Below are 17,068 nucleotides of genomic sequence, written 5' to 3'. Positions count from 1 at the left end.
AAAGGAAGTCTATGGAAAACAAAGCCCATGCGATGGCCGCTGGCATTTTCGTGGTGGCCGTCACGGTGCTGCTGGTCGCGCTCGCGGCCTGGCTCACGCGGGACACGGGGGAACGCGACATCTACGAGATTTCCACGCGCGAAATCGTCACCGGCCTGCAGGCGCAGGCGGCCGTGCGCTATCGGGGCGTGGACGTCGGCAAGGTGGCGTCCATCGGGTTCGACCCGAAAGCGACCGGCAATGTGCTGATGCGCCTGGAAGTGGACCACGAGGCGCCCATCACCAAAGACACGTTCGCCACGCTGAGTTTCCAGGGCGTCACGGGCCTGGCGTTCGTGCAGCTCGACGACACCGGCAAACCAGCGCCACGCTTGCAGCCGGAAGACGGCCACCCGCCGCGCATCCCACTTCAGCCGGGGCTGCTGTCGAAGCTCACAGCCAAGGGCGAAGTGATCCTGGATCGTGTGGAGCAGCTCAGTGGCCGCATGAACCAGCTGCTGGGCGACGAAAACCAGAAACGGTTTTCCACCGCGTTGGAGAACCTGGGCACGGCCGCGAACGATGCCAGCCAGATGGCCAAGCGGCTGGATGCGACTGTGGCGACGCGTGTCGACCCTGCCATGGTGTCCGTGCAGAAGAGTGCCGACGAGGTGGGCAAAACCGCGTCGGACTTCGGCAAGACCGTCCGCAGGTTGAACGAAAAGGATGGCCCGATGGACCGCTTGGCCGAAGGCACGCAGGCGCTTTCACACGCCGCGGACAGCTTCAATTCCGCGACGCTGCCGCGCATCAACCGTGTGACCGAGGAAACTTCCCGGGCGGTGCGCCAGCTGGCTCGTACTGCGAACACGGTCAACGACAACCCGCAATCGCTGATCTTCGGCTCGGGCACGGTCGACCCCGGGCCGGGCGAACCCGGCTTCACCGCGCCCGGAGGTGGCAAATGAGGAAGTCCGCCAACTGGCGCTGGGCCGCTCTGGTTTGTTCGGCGTCGCTGGCCGCGTGTTCGGCTTTGCCCGACAAACCGGTGCGCAGCACGCTCTACGACTTCGGCCCCAGCGTTGCGGCCGCGCCGTTCACGCCCGCGCCGTCCACACAGTCCTCGCTGGTGCTGCACGACATCGAGGCAGCAGGTGCGCTCGACGGGTCGTCCATCCTGTACCGTCTCGGTTACGCGGACGAGCACCAGCTGAAGCCCTATTCGCAGGCGCGCTGGAGCGCGCCCCCACCCCAGCTGGTGCGCCAGCGCCTGCGCCAGCAGCTGGGCCAGAACCGCGCGATCCTCGATCCCGGTGACAGCGCGGCCCTGGCGCGCAACGGCGTCGCTCCCCGGGTCATGCGGGTCGATCTGGAAGAGTTCTCGCACCTCTTCGAGTCGCCAAACCGCAGCTGGGGACTGCTGCGATTGCGCGTCACGTTGATGGACAACACGCCCGCCGGCGAGAGGTTGCTGGCCCAGAGAACCTTTGCCATCCGCGAGCCTGCGCCCACGCCGGACGCGGCCGGCGGCGTGCGGGCGCTGGCTTCAGCAACGGATGCTGCGGCCCGCGAAATCGCCCAGTGGCTGCAAAGCCTGCGCTAGCGCGCTGCTTCGACCATGGCCGCGGCGACGCTCGAAGAACAACTGCAGGACCGCGGCCTGGAGTTGCTGGGGCATTGCGAGCGTCTTTCGCAAAGCCCCGAGTTGCTCCAGCTGTCTGCGCTGCTGCGTGACTTCACCCCGGCCGAAGCCGACATGCTGGGCGCGGGCATGCTGCGGGTCCGGGCGCAGCCAGGGCAGCTGCTGATCGCCGAAGACGAAGCCAGCGACTGGATGATGCTGCTGTTGCGAGGCACCGTCGATGTGGGCAAGCGCAAGGTCGGCACGAGTTCGGACGACCAGGAGCCCGGCGACATCACGCGCCTGGCCGTGCTGAAACAAGGGGCGGCACTGGGCGAGATGTCGATGCTCGATGGCGAGCCGCGCTATGCGAGTTGCTGGGCCTTGAGTGAAGTCGAAGCAGCGGTCCTTAGCCGCGCCGCCGTGGGCCGGCTGATCACGGCGCATCCGGCCGTCGGCGCCAAACTGCTGGTCAAGCTCACGCAGTTGCTGGCGCAGCGCCTGCGCAATACCAGCAGCCAGCTGGTGAAGGCCCTGCAGAAGCAGTAGCGCCGCGTTAGAGCCGGCTGGCCAGAATCGGGAAGAGCTTGTGCAGGCCGTCGGCCATCACCTCCACCGCCAGCGCCGCGAGAATCAGGCCCATCAAGCGCGTCATCACGTTGATGCCGGTGCGGCCCAGCACTCGCGCGATCGGGTCCGCCAGCGCGAAGCACAGGGCGGTGGCCAGGCCGATCACAACGCCATACCCCGCCAGCGTCGCCAACTGCCAGAAGTCCTTGGCCTTCTCCGCATAGATCACCACGGTGGAGATGGTCGCCGGCCCCGTGAGCAGCGGGATGGTGAGCGGCACCACGGCAATGCTGGCGCCCATGGCCGCTTTGGCGGCGCCTTCCTCCATGTCGCGCGTGTTGGGCTTGGCTTCCGCCGGCTGCGCATTCAGCATGTTGAGCGCGCTCGTCAACAGCAGCATGCCACCGCCGACCTGGAAGCTGGCCAGCGAAATGCTGAAGAACTCGAGGATCTGGATGCCCAGGACGGCACTGGCGGCGATGACCAGGAAGGCCGCGAAGGATGCGGTCCAAATGGTTTCACGCCGCTGTGCCCGCGTGAATCCCTGGGTGTAGTGGATGAAGAAGGGAACAATCGCCAACGGATTGACGATCGCAAGCAGGGTGACCAGCGGCTTGAAGTCCATTTAGTGCGCCCAGCCAGGCGAGCCCATGCGGGCCGGCTCGTTGCGAAGACATTCCTTCATCATCGGCCTCCCGAAACGTCGAGCAACGACATGGTCGTGTAGCTGGCACCCGGCGACAACAGCCAGCAGATGGCCTGGGCCACCTCGTCGGCACTGCCGCCGCGCTGCATGGGGACCAGGTGTTCGAGCTGCTTGACACGGTCCGGGATGCCGCCGGACGCGTGGATGTCGGTTTCGATGAGGCCGGGCCGAACGGCATTGACCCGGATGCCCTCGGCGGCCACTTCCTTGGCCAGGCCGGTGGTGAATACGTCGATGGCGCCTTTCGCCGCGGCGTAGTCCACGTACTGGCCCGGCGACCCCAGCCGCGATGCCGCGCTGGACACGTTGACAATGGCCCCGCCCGTCCCGCCATGGCGCGTGCTCATCCGGCGGATAGCCTCGCGCGCGCAGATGAAAGAGCCCAGTACGTTGATGTCGAACATGCGCTTGAGCCGCGCCACGCTCATTTCGTCGACGCGGGCCGCCACGTCCACCACGCCGGCGTTGTTGACCAGCGCCGTGAGCCGCCCGAGCTTGGTGTCGATGGTTTCGAACATCGCAAGCACCTGCTCTTCCTGGGCCACATCAGCCTGTATCGCGATGGCTTCGCCGCCCGCGGCACGGATGCAGCTCACGACATCATCGGCGGCCGCCGCCTGCGCGGTGTAGTTCACCGCGACCGAAAAGCCTTGCGCTGCCGCCAGCACCGCGGTGGCGGCGCCGATGCCGCGGCTTGCCCCGGTGACCAATAGGACTTGCTTCAAATGCTGTCTCCTCGCTCCGATCCGGCGGTAAGCTTGCACGCTCGCCGTACCCCCCCATTACAGCAAAAGGAGTGACAGATGGGCAATTTCATCGACCTCAAGTCCGCGGATGGCTTCACCTTCCCCGCCTACGTTGCGCAGCCCGCCGGCCAGCCCAAGGCCGGGCTCGTGGTGCTGCAGGAAATCTTCGGGGTGAATTCGCACATTCGCTCGGTCGCCGACGGCTATGCGGCCGACGGTTACCTGGTGGTCGCGCCATCGACCTTCCATCGCGTCAAGCCGGGCGTGGACATCGGCTACAGCACCGATGAGATGAACGCCGGCTTTGCGCTCAAGACAGCCGTCGAAGCCTTGCCCGCGCCCGGCGTGCTGCAAGACATCCAGGCCGCCATCGGGCACGCTGCGCAGGCGGGCAAAGTGGGTATCACCGGTTTTTGCTGGGGCGGCCTGCTCACCTGGCGCGCGGCCTGCACGCTCGATGGGCTCTCCGCAGCCGTGACGTACTACGGCGGCGGGATGACGACACCCGATGAAATCGCGCGCAAACCGAAGGTGCCGACGATGGCGCATTTCGGTGACCAGGACCACTGGATTTCGCTGGACAGCGTGGAAGCGTTCAAGAAGGCGCACCCCGAAGTGGAAGTCCACGTCTACCACGCCAACCATGGCTTCAATTGCGACCAGCGCGGCTCGTACGACGAGGCGTCGGCAAAGCTCGCACGCGAGCGGACGTTGGCGTTCTTCGGCACGCACCTGGCCTGAAATGGCGCGCCACGTCCTCGCGGCCCTGGCGCTGGCATTGGCCGGTCCGGGTGTTCTGCACGCAGCGGACTACAGCGGCCCGCTGTTCGACGCGCACCTGCACTACAACGAAGAGGCCCAATCGCCGCACCCGCTGCCCGACGTGCTGGCGCGGATGCAACGCAATGGCGTGGAGGCGATCGTCTCCAACTCGCGGCCCAACGACGGCACCAAAGCGCTGGCCTCGTCACCGCTGACCCGTGCGGCCGGCGTGACGGTGGTGCCGTTCGTGCGCCTCTACCGTGATCGCGCGGACTACGACAACTGGTTCCGCGACGAGAGCATTTACGAGCTGGTGCAGGCCGAACTCGCGCGCGGCACCGCCGCCGGCCCGTTCCGCGGCATCGGCGAATTTCATTTGTACGACAGTACCAACGCCAACGGACCGGTCGCGAAGAAGCTGATGGCGCTGGCCGAAGAAAGGAACCTCGCCGTGCTGGCGCACGTGGACGATGTCGCGATCGACCTGCTGATGGCCAACACACCCTCGAAGGGCCAGAAGGTCCGCCTGATCTGGGCCCACACCGGCATCGGCGGGGCGCCCGCCGCGCGCGTCGACCAGCTGTTCACGCGCTACCCGCTGCTCATGGGCGAGCTGTCGTACCGGCCGGGGCTGACCTGCGACGGCGGAAAGCTGTGCCCCGAGTGGCGCGAGTTGCTGCTGAAATATCCGGCCCGATTCATGATCGGTTCGGACACCTGGGTCAATCAGCGGTGGCAGTATTACGACGAGCTGATGAAGGGCTATCGCACCTGGCTCGGCGACTTGCCGCCGGACGCCGCGCGCCGCATCGCCTGGGAGAACGGCGCCACGCTGTTCGGCGTCAAGTGAGCTAGGAGGGGGTTTTCGGCGCCTGTCCGCCCGCCTCGTCCCGCCAGGCTTCCTCGATCTGGTCGACCAGCGCGTCGGGGCGCGTGGCTTCCTCCAATGCCTTCACCTGGGGATCGTCGCTCACGTGGTGGGCGCCTACCTTCCTGGCGATGCGCTCGAGAATTTGCAAGGCCTTGGTGTTCTCCTGCTCGGCCAGCAGGTTGATCTGCAGGTCGAGCTGGTTGCGCCGCTCGGAAATGCGCATGTCGTAGTTCTGGCTGATCAGGATGAAGGTCGACAGGAAGATCGCTTCCAGCGAAACGACGAGTGTGAGGAACGTGAAGGGGTAGGGGTCGAAGTGCTCGAACCACGGCAGCGCGTTGTAGCCGATCCAGGCGGAGAACACCACCACGTGGATCCACACGAAGGTCATGCTGCCGCAAAAGCGCGCGATCGCGGAGGCCACGCGGTCGGCGCCGCTGCGCCGGGCGTTGGCCGCTTCTTCGAGCTGATGCATCGCCCGCACGTTCCGGCGGGTGACGTCCTCACCGGTCTGGGCACCGCGGTAATCACCCGTTGCCGAAGGCTCGGCGGGCTTGGGGTGGCGGTGGTTGCTCATGCGGATTTCCTGCCGGAAACTAGCGCCCGCTGCGCGCCAGGTAGCGCTTCCGCCAGAAAACGAGCACCACTGTGATGGCGACAGTCGCCATCACGCTCAGCATCACCCACATGGCCGTCGCCGAATGGATGAACGGCAGGAACTCGAAATTCATGCCGAAAAATCCGGTGATGAAGTTCAAGGGAAGGAACACCGCTGTCAATGCGGTGAGCACCCGCATGATCTCGTTGGTGCGATGCCCCAGCGCTGAGAAGTGCAACTGCACCGCCGTCTCGGCGCCTTGTTCCATCCGGCGCACGTGGTGCATCACCCGCTGGATGTGCTCGCTCACGTCCCGGGCCCGGGCGAGCATGGAGTCGCGCTCGGCCTGCGCCATCCAGGGCGCAGGCTGTTCGCGCTGCGTGTCCAGCCATTCCTGCATCGCGTCGTTCTGCCCTTCGCACAGGTCTTCGAGCGTGTGCAGAGCGGTGCGCGCAGACATCAGGGCGCGCCAATCCGCCCCGCGCGAGCGCGGCGCGAGAAGCAATTGTTGCCACTGTTCGAGGCCGGTGCTCAGTTCCTTGCGTAGGTCGAGGTAGCTGTCGACCATGAGGTTGAGCATGCGCAGCATGAGGTCGGACGACCCGGTGGGCAGGCGGCTGCGCGCCGCAGCCGAGAGCCCTTCGGTTTGTACGGCGTCCGCCAGGAAGCGCTGGATGAAGGTGTTGGCCGCAAAGCAGCCGGCGGGGTGCACGGTGATGAGCAGCCGGTCGAACACGGCGAAGCCCACCGCGCGCGTGCGTATGCCCTCGAATGCTGCGAGGGGGCCTTCGGGTGGCGGAGGTGGCTGCGGTGTTTCGGCGCGCACCTCCGCTTCGGTTGCCAGGCGGCGGAAGATCACCAGGTCGTACACCGAGGTGTAGTCGTAATGCGAGGGGTGGGCTCGGTTGGCCAGGTCCTTCACGTGCAGGTCCAGCAGGGCCGAGCCGCCCAGGCTCTGCGCGGCCTGCTGCACGGCGCCGATCTCCTGCTCCAGCGACTCGCGCTCGAGGTAGATCCAGATGAATCCGTTGGCCGGCGCGCTGGCCGGGACTTTCTCCAGGAATCGCAGGGTGCCGGATGCGAACTCGACGATGTGCATGCGCGGTTCCATCAGCGCCGCAGCAGCTTCGCGGCATCCAGCGCGAAGTAGGTCAGCACACCGTCCGCACCGGCGCGCTTGAAGGCGAGCAGGCTTTCCATCATCACGGCGTCGTGGTCGAGCCAGCCGTTTTGCGCGGCCGCCTTGAGCATCGCGTACTCGCCGCTCACCTGGTAGGCGAAGGTGGGGACGCGGAATTCGTCTTTCACGCGCCGCACCACGTCCAGGTAGGGCATCCCCGGTTTGACCATCACCATGTCGGCGCCCTCGGCGATGTCCATGGCGACCTCGCGCAATGCCTCGTCGCTGTTGCCCGGGTCCATCTGATAGACCTTCTTGTTGCTCTTGCCCAGGTTGGTGGCGGACTGGACCGCATCGCGGAACGGGCCGTAGAAGGCGCTGGCGTACTTGGCGCTGTAGGCCATGATGCGCGTATGGATGAGCCCCTTCGATTCCAGCCCCGAGCGGATCGCGCCGATCCTGCCGTCCATCATGTCGCTCGGCGCGACGATATCGACGCCGGCCTCGGCCTGCACCAGGGCTTGCTGCACCAGCACTTCGACGGTCTCGTCATTGAGGATGTAGCCGGTCTCGTCCAGCAGCCCGTCCTGGCCGTGGCTGGTGAACGGGTCGAGCGCCACGTCGGTCATCACGCCCAGGCCGGGGAAATGCTTCTTGAGTTCGCGTACCGCACGTGGCACCAGGCCCTGCGTATTGAAGGCCTCACGGCCGTCAGGGGTCTTCAAGCTCGGGTCGATGGCGGGAAATAGCGCCATCACAGGGATGCCGAGCGCGACGCATTGCTCCGCGACCGGCAGCAACAGGTCCAGGCTCATGCGCTCGACGCCGGGCATCGACGAAACCGCTTCACGACGCTGCTTGCCGTCCAGCACGAACACGGGATAGATCAGGTCGTGCGCGGTCAAGTTGTTTTCGCGCACCAGGTTGCGCGTGAATTCGTCACGGCGCAGCCGTCGCGGGCGGCCTTGCGGGTAAGGGGCGTGGAGGGTCATGAAAGAAATTGTCCTCTATTCGCGCGGCGGGCCGGCGATGCGCCTGCCGCCCCGCCAAGGCGCTGACATCGCGTTTCGCAATGCGGTGACTATAGGTGTGTTCACGTAGATGATTTGTATGACATGCCGCACTTAGACGGTAAATGCGGTACTACGCCCTTGAATACGGGCGGGCGGTTTGTTAAATTACGCATGGGCGGTTCGCCGCTCCCCGCTTTTCCTCCCTGAGCGGGTGCCTTAATGTGTGACAGCAAAAAGGCTTCCCACCCCGGCTTTTGGCCGGGGTTTTTTTTGCGCGGATTTTGGCCGGTTTTTTTGCGCGGATTTTTTGTCCCTACACTGGCAGCCATGCTCTGGGTCAAGTCCTTCCACATCGTCTTCATCGCAAGCTGGTTTGCAGGGCTTTTCTATCTCCCGCGCATCTTCGTGAACCTGGCGATGGTGGCTCCGGGGTCGCAGGCCGAGCGAGAGCGGCTGCTGTTGATGGCGCGCAAGCTGCTGCGGTTTTCCACCTTCCTGGCCGTGCCGGCACTGGGCCTGGGCCTTTGGCTGTGGCTCGGATACGGCATCGGCAAAGGCCAGCACTGGCTGTCGGCAAAGCTCGCCTTCGTGCTGCTCGCCATCGCGTATCACGGCATGTGTGCCGTGCTGCTTCGCGGGTTCGAGGCCGGTCGCGACCGGCGCAGCCATAGGTGGTACCGGTGGTTCAACGAAGCGCCCGTGCTGCTGATGGTGGCCATTGTCGTGCTGGTTGTCGTCAAACCGTTTTGAGGCCCGGCGGGATGCACAAGACATCTGCCTGGCCCCTGTCCCAAGCCTACGTTGCGCTGATCGTCTACGCCAGCCTGTACCCGTTTTCGGGCTGGCGCGATCAGGGCATCGCGCCCTGGGAGTTCTTCTGGAGTCCGTTGCCCAAGTACTGGACGGGCTTCGACGTGGCGGCGAACGTCGCGGGCTACGTGCCGCTGGGATTCTTGCTCGCGCTCAGCTTTCTGCGGCGCGGCGGCGGAAGGGGCGGGCCACGGGCCAACAGCGCCGCCATCGTGGTGGCCGTGCTCACCGGCGCTGCGTTGTCGCTGTGCATGGAAGCGCTGCAGACGTATTTGCCCGCAAGGGTTCCCTCTAACGTCGACTTCGCTCTGAATGTCGGCGGGACCCTGCTGGGCGCGGTCTTGGCCGGCGGCCTGGAGCTGGCCGGCGCCATCGACCGCTGGAGCCGGTTCCGGGTGCGGTGGTTCATGGACGAATCGCGCGGTGCGCTGGTCCTGCTGGCGTTGTGGCCATTCGCGCTCTTGTTCCCTGCCTCGGTACCCCTGGGGTTGGGCCAGGTGTTCGAGCGAGTGGAAGGGGCATTGGCAGACTGGCTGCTGGATACGCCTTTTCTGGAATGGTTGCCGGTGCGCGATGTCGAATTGCAGCCGCTGGTGCCGGGCACCGAGCTGCTGTGCGTGGCCCTGGGCGCGCTCATCCCATGCCTGCTCGGTTTTTCCGTCATCCGCTCGATCGGCCACCGCGCGTTGTTCGCGGTCGCGGCGATCGGCGTTGGCGTCGGGGCCACGGCCCTGTCCGCGGCGTTGAGCTGGGGTCCCACGCATGCCTGGGCCTGGCTGAACCTGCCGGTGTGGGTCGGACTGGGGGTGGGCCTGGCCGTCGCCGTTGCGCTGCTGCCCGCTCCGGCCCGGGCGTGTGCCGCCCTGGTGCTGCTGGCCTTGGTCGTACACCTGAGCCTGCTCAACCAGGCACCCGCGAGCGCGTATTTCGCCCAGACGCTGCAGACCTGGGAGCAGGGCCGCTTCATCCGTTTCAATGGCTTGGCCCAGTGGCTGGGATGGCTGTGGCCTTATGCGGCGCTGGCGTATGTGCTGGTGCGCGTCTCGCGCAGCGACGCGCAAAATAGAATGGACGTATGAGCGACGCCCCCCAGAACTCGTATTACGAGCGCCACATCTTCTTTTGCCTCAACCAGCGCGACAACGAGGCGTCGTGCGCGGAGCACCATGCCAAGGAGGCCTATGACCGCTGCAAGGCGCAGGTCAAATCGCTCGGACTCTCAGCGCCTGGGCAAGTGCGTGTCAACCAGGCCGGCTGCATGAACCGATGCGCTGCCGGCCCCGTGGCCGTGGTCTACCCGGAAGCCGTCTGGTACACCTATGTGGACCAGCATGACATCGACGAGATCGTCGAGTCGCACCTCAAGAACGGGCGCGTCGTGGAGCGGCTGCTGACGCCGCCCCACCTGGGCCGATGAACTCCCGGACCCGGCGTTTCCAGATGGCCGGCCCGGCCGGTGTGATCGAGCTGCTGCGCGACGAGCCCGCGGCGGGGGAGACGCTGCGCGGCACGGCCGTCATTGCGCATCCGCACCCGCTTTTCGCCGGCACGATGGACAACAAGGTGGTACAGACGCTGGCGCGCGCTTTCGTGCAATCGGGCTGGGCCGCGGTGCGCTTCAACTTTCGCGGCGTCGGAGTCACCGAAGGTGTTCACGACGAAGGCCGCGGCGAAACCAGCGACATGCTTGCCGTGATCGCCGCCGAGGCCGCGGACGGGCCGCTGGCATTGGCGGGCTTCTCGTTCGGCTCTTTCGTCGCCACGCGCGTCATCGAAGCCTTGTGGCCCTCGCGCCCCATGGAAAAGATCGTGCTGGTGGGCACCGCCGCGTCGCGTTTCGAGGTTGCGACATTGCCCCCAGAGGCGCATGACCTGACCTTGGTGATTCATGGCGAGGAGGACGACACCGTGGCCCTGTCCAGCGTGATGGACTGGGCACGGCCGCAGTCACTTCCCGTTACGGTGGTTCCCGGGGGTGGCCATTTCTTTCACGGACAATTGCCTCTCCTCAAAAATCTGGTGCTGCGGCACCTTCGATCCTGAAGTTTCCGTCCCCATGCAAAAAACAATCCGGGCGCTCATGGCGCCTTTCCTTTTCCTGCTGTGCTTTGGCGCCTTGGCGCAGGTGCCGCAGCCACCGGAGATCGCCGCGCGCAGCTACCTGCTGCTCGACATGTCCGCCAACCAGCTGCTGGCGGCGCGCGACATCGACACGCCGGTGGAGCCCGCATCGCTCACCAAGCTGATGACGCAGTACCTGGTGTTCGACGCGCTGCGCAGCAAGAAGCTGGACCTGAAGCAGACCCTGCCGGTCAGCCCACGGGCCTGGAAGATGCCGGGGTCGCGAATGTTCATCGACCCCAGCATGCAGGTGCCCGTGGACGACCTGATCAAGGGGATGATCGTCCAGTCGGGCAACGACGCGACCATGGCTTTGGCCGAGGGCGTGGGCGGCACGGCCGAGCGGTTCGTGCAGCTCATGAACGAGCAGGCGAAAGCGCTGGGCATGAAGGCCACTTCGTACCGCAATCCTGAGGGCCTGACGGTGACGGGCCATTCCACGACCGCGCGCGACCTCAGCATCCTCGCGACGCGGCTGATGCAGGACTTCCCCGAGTACATGCACTACTACGCCATCAAGAAGTACCGCTACGAGGGGACGCCGACGTCCAACGACACCAACCGGAACATGCTGCTGTTCCGCGACCCGACGGTGGACGGCCTGAAGACCGGCCACACCGACGCGGCCGGCTACTGCCTCATCGCCACGGCCAAGCGTGACTTCCCCAATGTCGGCGGCCGGCGGCTGCTCGCGATCATTCTCGGCGCCACCAGCGAAAACGCGCGCGCCAACGAGGCCCAGAAGCTGCTCAACTGGGGCTACACGGCCTACGAGGGCATCAAGCTCTTCGACGCGAACCAGCCCGTGGTCGAGCCGCAAGTCTGGAAGGGGACCCAGAAGACGGCCAAGCTCGGCCGTCCGCAGGCAGTGGTGGTTGCCGTGCCGGCCGGCTCGGCCACCAAGATCAAGACACAGGTCGCGCGCCCCGATCCATTGATCGCGCCGCTGACCAAAGGCCAGTCCGTGGGGACGCTGAAGGTGAGCGTTGGCGACCAGCCTTTGCTCGACGTCCCGCTCGTGGCGCTGGAGGCGGTGGAGCAGGCGGGTGTGCTCAGCCGTGCGTGGGATGCAGTGCGCCTTTGGATCAAGTGACGCCGCCGAAGCCGGCAGAGCCGGCGGGCGGCGTCATCCCCGCGAAGGCGGGGATCCAAAACCTCTGTGCCTCGATCGCAATTTGAGCAATTTCGCGAGTCGCGATATACTCGAGGGCTTTCCCGCAATTTGGGGTGGGAGAAGCTTTCCTTTCGGTTTTTCAATTTCACGACGTTTAGGGACGTTCAATGCCAACCATCAATCAACTCGTGCGTCAGGGGCGGGAGGTCGAAAAGACCAAATCCAAGAGCCCCGCGATGCAGAACAGCCCCCAGCGCCGGGGCGTGTGCACTCGCGTGTACACCACGACGCCGAAGAAGCCGAACTCGGCCCTTCGTAAGGTCGCCAAGGTCCGCCTGACCAACGGCTTCGAAGTCATTTCCTACATCGGCGGCGAAGGCCACAACCTGCAGGAACACAGCGTGGTGCTGGTTCGCGGCGGTCGTGTCAAGGACTTGCCCGGTGTGCGTTACCACATCGTGCGCGGTTCGCTGGACCTGCAGGGCGTGAAGGATCGCAAGCAGTCCCGCTCCAAGTACGGCGCGAAGAGGCCGAAGAAAGCCTAACGGCTTTGGCCCGAAGAAGTATTTGGTAGTTTTGTCGGTGCCCAATCAGCCCTGGCAGGCTGTTTGAGCGTAGTGACCCGAAGCGCGGAATTGTCCGCGTGGGTCGAGTAAGCGAAGGCCTGATGGCTTTCTAGGCCCCCGAAAGGGAAAAGCCAGCTGAAGCAAATTAAGAGGTGAAACCATGCCACGTCGTCGCGAAGTCCCTAAACGTGAAATCCTGCCGGATCCCAAGTACGGCAATGTCGAGCTCGCCAAGTTCATGAACGTCATCATGCAAGGCGGCAAGAAGGCGATCGCCGAGCGCATCATTTACGGCGCTCTGGAGCAGATCGAGAAGAAGAACCCGGGCAAGGACCCGGTCGAAGCCTTCACCATGGCGATCAACAACGTCAAGCCCATGGTCGAAGTGAAGTCCCGCCGCGTCGGCGGTGCCAACTACCAGGTGCCGGTTGAAGTGCGCCCGGTGCGCCGCCTGGCCCTGGCGATGCGCTGGCTGAAGGAAGCCGCCAAGAAGCGCGGCGAGAAGTCCATGGCCATGCGCCTGGCCAACGAGCTGATGGAAGCCACGGAAGGCCGTGGCGGCGCCATGAAGAAGCGTGACGAAGTGCACCGCATGGCCGAGGCGAACAAGGCCTTCAGCCACTTCCGCTTCTAAGAACCGTCCCCATATCCTGGAATACGGGCCCGCCACGAGCGGGCCTGTGCCCTTTTCAACGAAAGATCATCATGGCCCGCAAGACGCCCATCGAGCGCTATCGCAACATTGGTATTTCGGCTCACATCGACGCCGGCAAGACCACGACCACCGAGCGCATCCTGTTCTATACCGGTGTGAATCACAAGATCGGCGAAGTGCACGATGGCGCCGCGACCATGGACTGGATGGAGCAGGAGCAGGAACGTGGCATCACGATCACGTCCGCTGCCACCACCTGCTTCTGGAAGGGCATGGACCTGTCGTTCCCCGAGCACCGCATCAACATCATCGACACCCCCGGCCACGTGGACTTCACCATCGAGGTGGAGCGTTCCATGCGCGTGCTGGACGGCGCCTGCATGGTGTACTGCGCCGTGGGCGGCGTGCAGCCGCAGTCGGAAACCGTGTGGCGCCAGGCCAACAAGTACAAGGTGCCGCGTCTCGCGTTCGTCAACAAGATGGACCGCACCGGTGCGAACTTCTTCAAGGTCTATGAGCAGATGAAGCTGCGCCTGAAGGCCAACCCCGTGCCGATCGTGATCCCGATCGGCGCCGAGGAAAACTTCACCGGCGTGGTCGACCTGCGCAAGATGAAGGCCATCCTCTGGGACGAAGCCTCTCAGGGCATGAAGTTCAACTACGCTGAAATCCCGGCCGAGCTCCTCGAGCAGGCCAAGGAATGGCGCGAGAAGATGGTCGAAGCCGCGGCCGAAGCCAGCGAAGAGCTGATGAACAAGTACCTGGAAGAGGGTGATCTGACCGAAGAGGAGATCACGCTCGGCCTGCGCACGCGCACGATCGCCAGCGAAATCCAGCCGATGCTCTGCGGCACCGCGTTCAAGAACAAGGGTGTGCAGCGCATGCTGGACGCCGTGATCGAACTCATGCCCTCGCCGGTGGACATTCCCCCGGTCAAGGGCATGGACGACGACGAAAAGCCGACGACCCGCAGGGCTGACGACAGCGAGAAGTTCTCGGCACTGGCGTTCAAGCTGATGACCGACCCGTTCGTGGGCCAGCTCACATTCGTGCGCGTCTACTCGGGCGTGCTGTCCAAGGGTGACAGCGTCTACAACCCGATCCGTGGCAAGAAGGAGCGTATCGGCCGTATCGTGCAGATGCACGCCAACAACCGCCTGGAAGTGGACGAGATCCGCGCCGGTGACATCGCCGCCTGCGTGGGCCTGAAGGACGTCACCACGGGTGAGACCCTGTGCGACCCGTCTTCCATCGTCATGCTCGAGCGCATGGTGTTCCCCGAGCCCGTGATCGCGCAGGCCGTGGAGCCCAAGACCAAGGTCGACCAGGAAAAGATGGGCATCGCCCTGAACCGCCTGGCCCAGGAAGACCCGTCGTTCCGCGTGCGCACGGACGAAGAATCCGGCCAGACCATCATCGCCGGCATGGGCGAGCTGCACCTGGAAATCATCGTCGACCGCATGAAGCGCGAATTCGGTGTGGAAGCCAACGTCGGCAAGCCGCAGGTGGCCTACCGCGAAACGATCCGCAAGACGATCGAAGACGCTGAAGGCAAGTTCGTGCGCCAGTCCGGCGGCAAGGGCCAGTACGGTCACGTCGTGCTCAAGATCGAGCCGAACGAACCCGGCAAGGGCATTGAGTTCGTCGACGCCATCAAGGGTGGTGTGGTTCCGCGCGAGTTCATCCCCGCGGTGGAAAAGGGCATCAACGAAGCCGTCACGCAAGGCGTGCTGGCCGGCTACCCGGTGGTCGACGTCAAGGTGACGCTGCACTTCGGTTCGTACCACGACGTGGACTCGAACGAACTGGCGTTCAAGATGGCCGCCATCTTCGGTTTCAAGGAAGGCTGCCGGAAGGCCGGCCCCGTGATTCTGGAGCCGATGATGGCCGTGGAAGTCGAGACGCCTGAAGACTACGCCGGCAACGTGATGGGCGACCTGTCGTCCCGCCGTGGCATGGTGCAGGGCATGGAAGACATGGTTGGTGGCGGCAAGGCCATCAAGGCCGAAGTGCCGCTGTCGGAAATGTTCGGCTACTCGACCACGCTGCGTTCGATGTCGCAAGGCCGTGCCACGTACACGATGGAGTTCAAGCACTACAGCGAAGCTCCCCGTAACGTCGCCGAGGCCATCGTGGCCGCACGAGCCAAGTAATTTCGCTGTCTGCGACTGTGTGCCCCCCGCTGCCCGTGGCGGGGGAATCAGCAACACAGTGCAGACGTTAAACCCGACACGGGCATGCTCTTTGGAGATTTGAAATGGCAAAAGGAAAATTCGAGCGGACCAAGCCGCACGTCAACGTAGGCACGATTGGCCACGTGGACCATGGCAAGACCACGTTGACGGCGGCGATCACCTCGGTGCTGGCCAGCAAGTTTGGCGGCGAAGCCAAGGCGTACGACCAGATCGACGCGGCTCCTGAAGAAAAAGCGCGCGGCATCACCATCAACACCGCCCACGTGGAATACGAAACGGCCAACCGCCACTACGCCCACGTCGACTGCCCCGGCCACGCCGACTACGTCAAGAACATGATCACCGGCGCTGCCCAGATGGACGGCGCGATTTTGGTGTGCTCGGCCGCTGACGGCCCCATGCCCCAGACCCGCGAGCACATCCTGCTGGCCCGCCAGGTCGGCGTGCCCTACATCCTGGTGTTCCTGAACAAGTGCGACATGGTCGACGACGCCGAGCTGCTCGAACTCGTCGAGATGGAGCTGCGCGAACTCCTGTCCAAGTACGACTTCCCCGGCGACGACACCCCCATCATCCACGGCAGCGCCAAGCTGGCCTTGGAAGGCGACAAGGGCGAACTGGGCGAGCAGGCCATCATGAAGCTGGCTGAAGCCATGGACAGCTACATCCCCACGCCCGAGCGTGCGGTGGACGGCGCCTTCCTCATGCCTGTCGAAGACGTGTTCTCCATCTCTGGCCGCGGCACTGTGGTGACCGGCCGTATCGAGCGCGGCATCGTCAAGGTCGGCGAAGAAATCGAGATCGTCGGCATTGCCGTTACCCAGAAGACCACCTGCACCGGCGTGGAAATGTTCCGCAAGCTGCTGGACCAGGGCCAGGCCGGCGACAACGTCGGTATCCTGCTTCGCGGCACCAAGCGCGAAGACGTGCAGCGCGGCCAGGTGCTGTGCAAGCCCGGCTCGATCAAGCCGCACACGCACTTCACCGCCGAGGTGTACGTGCTGAGCAAGGACGAAGGTGGCCGTCACACGCCGTTCTTCAACAACTACCGTCCCCAGTTCTACTTCCGCACCACGGACGTGACGGGCGCCATCGAGCTGCCCAAGGACAAGGAAATGGTCATGCCCGGCGACAACGTGTCGATCACCGTCAAGCTGATCAACCCCATCGCCATGCAAGAAGGCCTGCGCTTTGCCATCCGCGAAGGCGGCAAGACCGTGGGTTCGGGCGTCGTCGCAAAGATCCTGGAGTAATCATGGCCACCCAACAGAAAATCCGCATCCGCCTCAAGGCCTTCGATTACAAGCTGATCGACCAGTCCGCCGCTGAGATCGTCGACACCGCCAAGCGCACCGGTGCCATCGTCAAGGGCCCCGTGCCCCTGCCGACGCGCATGAAGCGTTTCGACATCCTGCGATCGCCGCACGTCAACAAGTCGAGCCGCGACCAGTTCGAAATCCGCACGCACCAGCGCCTGATGGACATCGTCGACCCGACGGACAAGACCGTCGACGCGCTGATGAAGCTGGACCTGCCGGCCGGCGTGGACGTCGAGATCAAGCTGCAGTAAGGGCTTCAAGCTCTCCATGAAAAACGCCGCGAACTTCGCGGCGTTTTTCTT

At 64.7% G+C, this 17,068-nt stretch carries 20 protein-coding genes; 15 read left to right on the top strand and 5 right to left on the bottom strand.

Features of this window, described 5'->3' with window-relative positions; genetic code table 11:
* Window positions 1–11 precede the first annotated feature (11 nt).
* From EEB15_RS04740 to EEB15_RS04730, 3 genes are read left to right on the top strand one after another with little or no spacing between them, the layout of a single operon-like run.
* Window positions 12–947 (top strand): MlaD family protein, encoded by a 936-nt coding sequence (locus tag EEB15_RS04740; protein WP_141508374.1) that lies wholly within the window; start codon window positions 12–14, stop codon window positions 945–947.
* The gene (locus tag EEB15_RS04735; RefSeq protein ID WP_141508373.1) at window positions 944–1,582 is read left to right on the top strand and encodes an ABC-type transport auxiliary lipoprotein family protein; all 639 of its coding nucleotides are present in this window, start codon (window positions 944–946) and stop codon (window positions 1,580–1,582) included. The genes EEB15_RS04740 and EEB15_RS04735 overlap by 4 nt, the downstream gene beginning before the upstream one ends.
* 15 nt (window positions 1,583–1,597) lie before the next feature.
* A complete protein-coding gene (locus EEB15_RS04730; RefSeq protein ID WP_141508372.1) occupies window positions 1,598–2,149 on the top strand; it encodes a Crp/Fnr family transcriptional regulator in 552 nt (183 codons plus the stop codon).
* Between the two features lie 7 nt (window positions 2,150–2,156).
* Here the strand turns inward: EEB15_RS04730 and EEB15_RS04725 are convergent, their stop codons facing one another.
* Both EEB15_RS04725 and EEB15_RS04720 read right to left on the bottom strand, forming a co-directional pair.
* The gene (locus EEB15_RS04725) at window positions 2,157–2,795 is read right to left on the bottom strand and encodes a MarC family protein (RefSeq protein WP_141508371.1); all 639 of its coding nucleotides are present in this window, start codon (window positions 2,793–2,795) and stop codon (window positions 2,157–2,159) included.
* A 59-nt stretch (window positions 2,796–2,854) separates the two neighbouring features.
* Window positions 2,855–3,601: an SDR family oxidoreductase gene (locus tag EEB15_RS04720; RefSeq protein ID WP_141508370.1), complete on the bottom strand. Its 747-nt coding sequence runs from the start codon at window positions 3,599–3,601 to the stop codon at window positions 2,855–2,857.
* 78 nt (window positions 3,602–3,679) lie between these two features.
* On the opposite strand from EEB15_RS04720, the gene EEB15_RS04715 reads away from it, so the two are divergent.
* Together EEB15_RS04715 and EEB15_RS04710 are read left to right on the top strand one after the other, a co-directional pair.
* Entirely contained in the window at window positions 3,680–4,363 is a 684-nt protein-coding gene (locus EEB15_RS04715) for a dienelactone hydrolase family protein (RefSeq protein WP_141508369.1), read from the top strand.
* 1 nt (window position 4,364) lies between these two features.
* Complete coding sequence (locus EEB15_RS04710; RefSeq protein ID WP_141508368.1) at window positions 4,365–5,234, top strand: amidohydrolase family protein; 870 nt, start codon at window positions 4,365–4,367, stop codon at window positions 5,232–5,234.
* Window position 5,235: 1 nt separating this feature from the next.
* On the opposite strand, the gene EEB15_RS04705 is transcribed toward EEB15_RS04710, so the two are convergent.
* Genes EEB15_RS04705 through hemB form a run of 3 tightly spaced genes read right to left on the bottom strand, consistent with a single transcriptional unit; the run spans window position 5,236 to window position 7,965 of the window.
* Entirely contained in the window at window positions 5,236–5,832 is a 597-nt protein-coding gene (locus tag EEB15_RS04705) for a DUF1003 domain-containing protein (protein WP_141508367.1), read from the bottom strand.
* Between the two features lie 19 nt (window positions 5,833–5,851).
* Complete coding sequence (locus tag EEB15_RS04700; RefSeq protein WP_141508366.1) at window positions 5,852–6,952, bottom strand: magnesium transporter CorA family protein; 1,101 nt, start codon at window positions 6,950–6,952, stop codon at window positions 5,852–5,854.
* 11 nt (window positions 6,953–6,963) lie between these two features.
* Window positions 6,964–7,965 carry a porphobilinogen synthase gene (hemB, locus tag EEB15_RS04695; RefSeq protein WP_141508365.1) on the bottom strand — a complete coding sequence of 334 codons (1,002 nt, stop codon included), beginning with the start codon at window positions 7,963–7,965 and terminating at the stop codon, window positions 6,964–6,966.
* A gap of 348 nt (window positions 7,966–8,313) precedes the next feature.
* On the opposite strand from hemB, the gene EEB15_RS04690 reads away from it, so the two are divergent.
* The 10 genes from EEB15_RS04690 (at window position 8,314) to rpsJ (ending at window position 17,017) form a co-directional block, all read left to right on the top strand.
* Window positions 8,314–8,736 carry a CopD family protein gene (locus tag EEB15_RS04690; protein ID WP_141508364.1) on the top strand — a complete coding sequence of 141 codons (423 nt, stop codon included), beginning with the start codon at window positions 8,314–8,316 and terminating at the stop codon, window positions 8,734–8,736.
* A gap of 11 nt (window positions 8,737–8,747) precedes the next feature.
* Window positions 8,748–9,875, top strand: a complete 1,128-nt coding sequence (locus EEB15_RS04685) for a VanZ family protein (protein WP_141508363.1) — start codon at window positions 8,748–8,750, stop codon at window positions 9,873–9,875.
* On the top strand, window positions 9,872–10,213 hold the full coding sequence (locus tag EEB15_RS04680) for a ferredoxin (protein WP_141508362.1): 342 nt from the start codon (window positions 9,872–9,874) through the stop codon (window positions 10,211–10,213). The genes EEB15_RS04685 and EEB15_RS04680 overlap by 4 nt, the downstream gene beginning before the upstream one ends.
* On the top strand, window positions 10,210–10,839 hold the full coding sequence (locus EEB15_RS04675; RefSeq protein ID WP_141508361.1) for an alpha/beta hydrolase: 630 nt from the start codon (window positions 10,210–10,212) through the stop codon (window positions 10,837–10,839). Before EEB15_RS04680 ends, EEB15_RS04675 begins: the two co-directional genes overlap by 4 nt.
* 37 nt (window positions 10,840–10,876) lie before the next feature.
* The gene (locus EEB15_RS04670) at window positions 10,877–12,010 is read left to right on the top strand and encodes a D-alanyl-D-alanine carboxypeptidase family protein (RefSeq protein ID WP_233259352.1); all 1,134 of its coding nucleotides are present in this window, start codon (window positions 10,877–10,879) and stop codon (window positions 12,008–12,010) included.
* A gap of 188 nt (window positions 12,011–12,198) precedes the next feature.
* The gene (gene rpsL, locus EEB15_RS04665) at window positions 12,199–12,576 is read left to right on the top strand and encodes a 30S ribosomal protein S12 (protein WP_017759704.1); all 378 of its coding nucleotides are present in this window, start codon (window positions 12,199–12,201) and stop codon (window positions 12,574–12,576) included.
* Between the two features lie 181 nt (window positions 12,577–12,757).
* The gene (rpsG, locus tag EEB15_RS04660; RefSeq protein ID WP_141508359.1) at window positions 12,758–13,231 is read left to right on the top strand and encodes a 30S ribosomal protein S7; all 474 of its coding nucleotides are present in this window, start codon (window positions 12,758–12,760) and stop codon (window positions 13,229–13,231) included.
* Between the two features lie 71 nt (window positions 13,232–13,302).
* Window positions 13,303–15,405, top strand: a complete 2,103-nt coding sequence (gene fusA, locus EEB15_RS04655; RefSeq protein WP_141508358.1) for an elongation factor G — start codon at window positions 13,303–13,305, stop codon at window positions 15,403–15,405.
* Window positions 15,406–15,509: 104 nt separating this feature from the next.
* A complete protein-coding gene (tuf, locus tag EEB15_RS04650; protein ID WP_141508357.1) occupies window positions 15,510–16,700 on the top strand; it encodes an elongation factor Tu in 1,191 nt (396 codons plus the stop codon).
* A 2-nt stretch (window positions 16,701–16,702) separates the two neighbouring features.
* A complete protein-coding gene (gene rpsJ / locus EEB15_RS04645) occupies window positions 16,703–17,017 on the top strand; it encodes a 30S ribosomal protein S10 (RefSeq protein WP_027102403.1) in 315 nt (104 codons plus the stop codon).
* Window positions 17,018–17,068 lie beyond the last annotated feature (51 nt).

The sequence above is a fragment of the Ramlibacter sp. WS9 genome (assembly GCF_003797765.1).
In the GTDB taxonomy this organism is placed as follows: Bacteria; Pseudomonadota; Gammaproteobacteria; order Burkholderiales; family Burkholderiaceae_C; genus Ramlibacter.
The sequence above is the reverse complement of the archived record's forward strand: the minus strand, read 5'-3'. Positions and strand labels throughout refer to the sequence as shown.

Excerpts from the sequence above, each read along its gene's own strand:
- EEB15_RS04710 (WP_141508368.1), top strand. The coding sequence starts at position 4,365 with ATGGCGCGCCACGTCCTCGCGGCCCTGGCGCTGGCATTGGCCGGTCCG.
- EEB15_RS04740 (WP_141508374.1), top strand. The coding sequence starts at position 12 with ATGGAAAACAAAGCCCATGCGATGGCCGCTGGCATTTTCGTGGTGGCC.
- EEB15_RS04700 (WP_141508366.1), bottom strand. The coding sequence starts at position 6,952 with ATGCACATCGTCGAGTTCGCATCCGGCACCCTGCGATTCCTGGAGAAA.
- EEB15_RS04685 (WP_141508363.1), top strand. The coding sequence starts at position 8,748 with ATGCACAAGACATCTGCCTGGCCCCTGTCCCAAGCCTACGTTGCGCTG.
- EEB15_RS04670 (WP_233259352.1), top strand. The coding sequence starts at position 10,877 with ATGGCGCCTTTCCTTTTCCTGCTGTGCTTTGGCGCCTTGGCGCAGGTG.
- hemB (WP_141508365.1), bottom strand. The coding sequence starts at position 7,965 with ATGACCCTCCACGCCCCTTACCCGCAAGGCCGCCCGCGACGGCTGCGC.
- EEB15_RS04690 (WP_141508364.1), top strand. The coding sequence starts at position 8,314 with ATGCTCTGGGTCAAGTCCTTCCACATCGTCTTCATCGCAAGCTGGTTT.
- EEB15_RS04725 (WP_141508371.1), bottom strand. The coding sequence starts at position 2,795 with ATGGACTTCAAGCCGCTGGTCACCCTGCTTGCGATCGTCAATCCGTTG.
- rpsJ (WP_027102403.1), top strand. The coding sequence starts at position 16,703 with ATGGCCACCCAACAGAAAATCCGCATCCGCCTCAAGGCCTTCGATTAC.
- EEB15_RS04680 (WP_141508362.1), top strand. The coding sequence starts at position 9,872 with ATGAGCGACGCCCCCCAGAACTCGTATTACGAGCGCCACATCTTCTTT.
- EEB15_RS04735 (WP_141508373.1), top strand. The coding sequence starts at position 944 with ATGAGGAAGTCCGCCAACTGGCGCTGGGCCGCTCTGGTTTGTTCGGCG.
- tuf (WP_141508357.1), top strand. The coding sequence starts at position 15,510 with ATGGCAAAAGGAAAATTCGAGCGGACCAAGCCGCACGTCAACGTAGGC.
- fusA (WP_141508358.1), top strand. The coding sequence starts at position 13,303 with ATGGCCCGCAAGACGCCCATCGAGCGCTATCGCAACATTGGTATTTCG.
- EEB15_RS04715 (WP_141508369.1), top strand. The coding sequence starts at position 3,680 with ATGGGCAATTTCATCGACCTCAAGTCCGCGGATGGCTTCACCTTCCCC.
- EEB15_RS04730 (WP_141508372.1), top strand. The coding sequence starts at position 1,598 with ATGGCCGCGGCGACGCTCGAAGAACAACTGCAGGACCGCGGCCTGGAG.
- rpsG (WP_141508359.1), top strand. The coding sequence starts at position 12,758 with ATGCCACGTCGTCGCGAAGTCCCTAAACGTGAAATCCTGCCGGATCCC.
- rpsL (WP_017759704.1), top strand. The coding sequence starts at position 12,199 with ATGCCAACCATCAATCAACTCGTGCGTCAGGGGCGGGAGGTCGAAAAG.
- EEB15_RS04705 (WP_141508367.1), bottom strand. The coding sequence starts at position 5,832 with ATGAGCAACCACCGCCACCCCAAGCCCGCCGAGCCTTCGGCAACGGGT.
- EEB15_RS04675 (WP_141508361.1), top strand. The coding sequence starts at position 10,210 with ATGAACTCCCGGACCCGGCGTTTCCAGATGGCCGGCCCGGCCGGTGTG.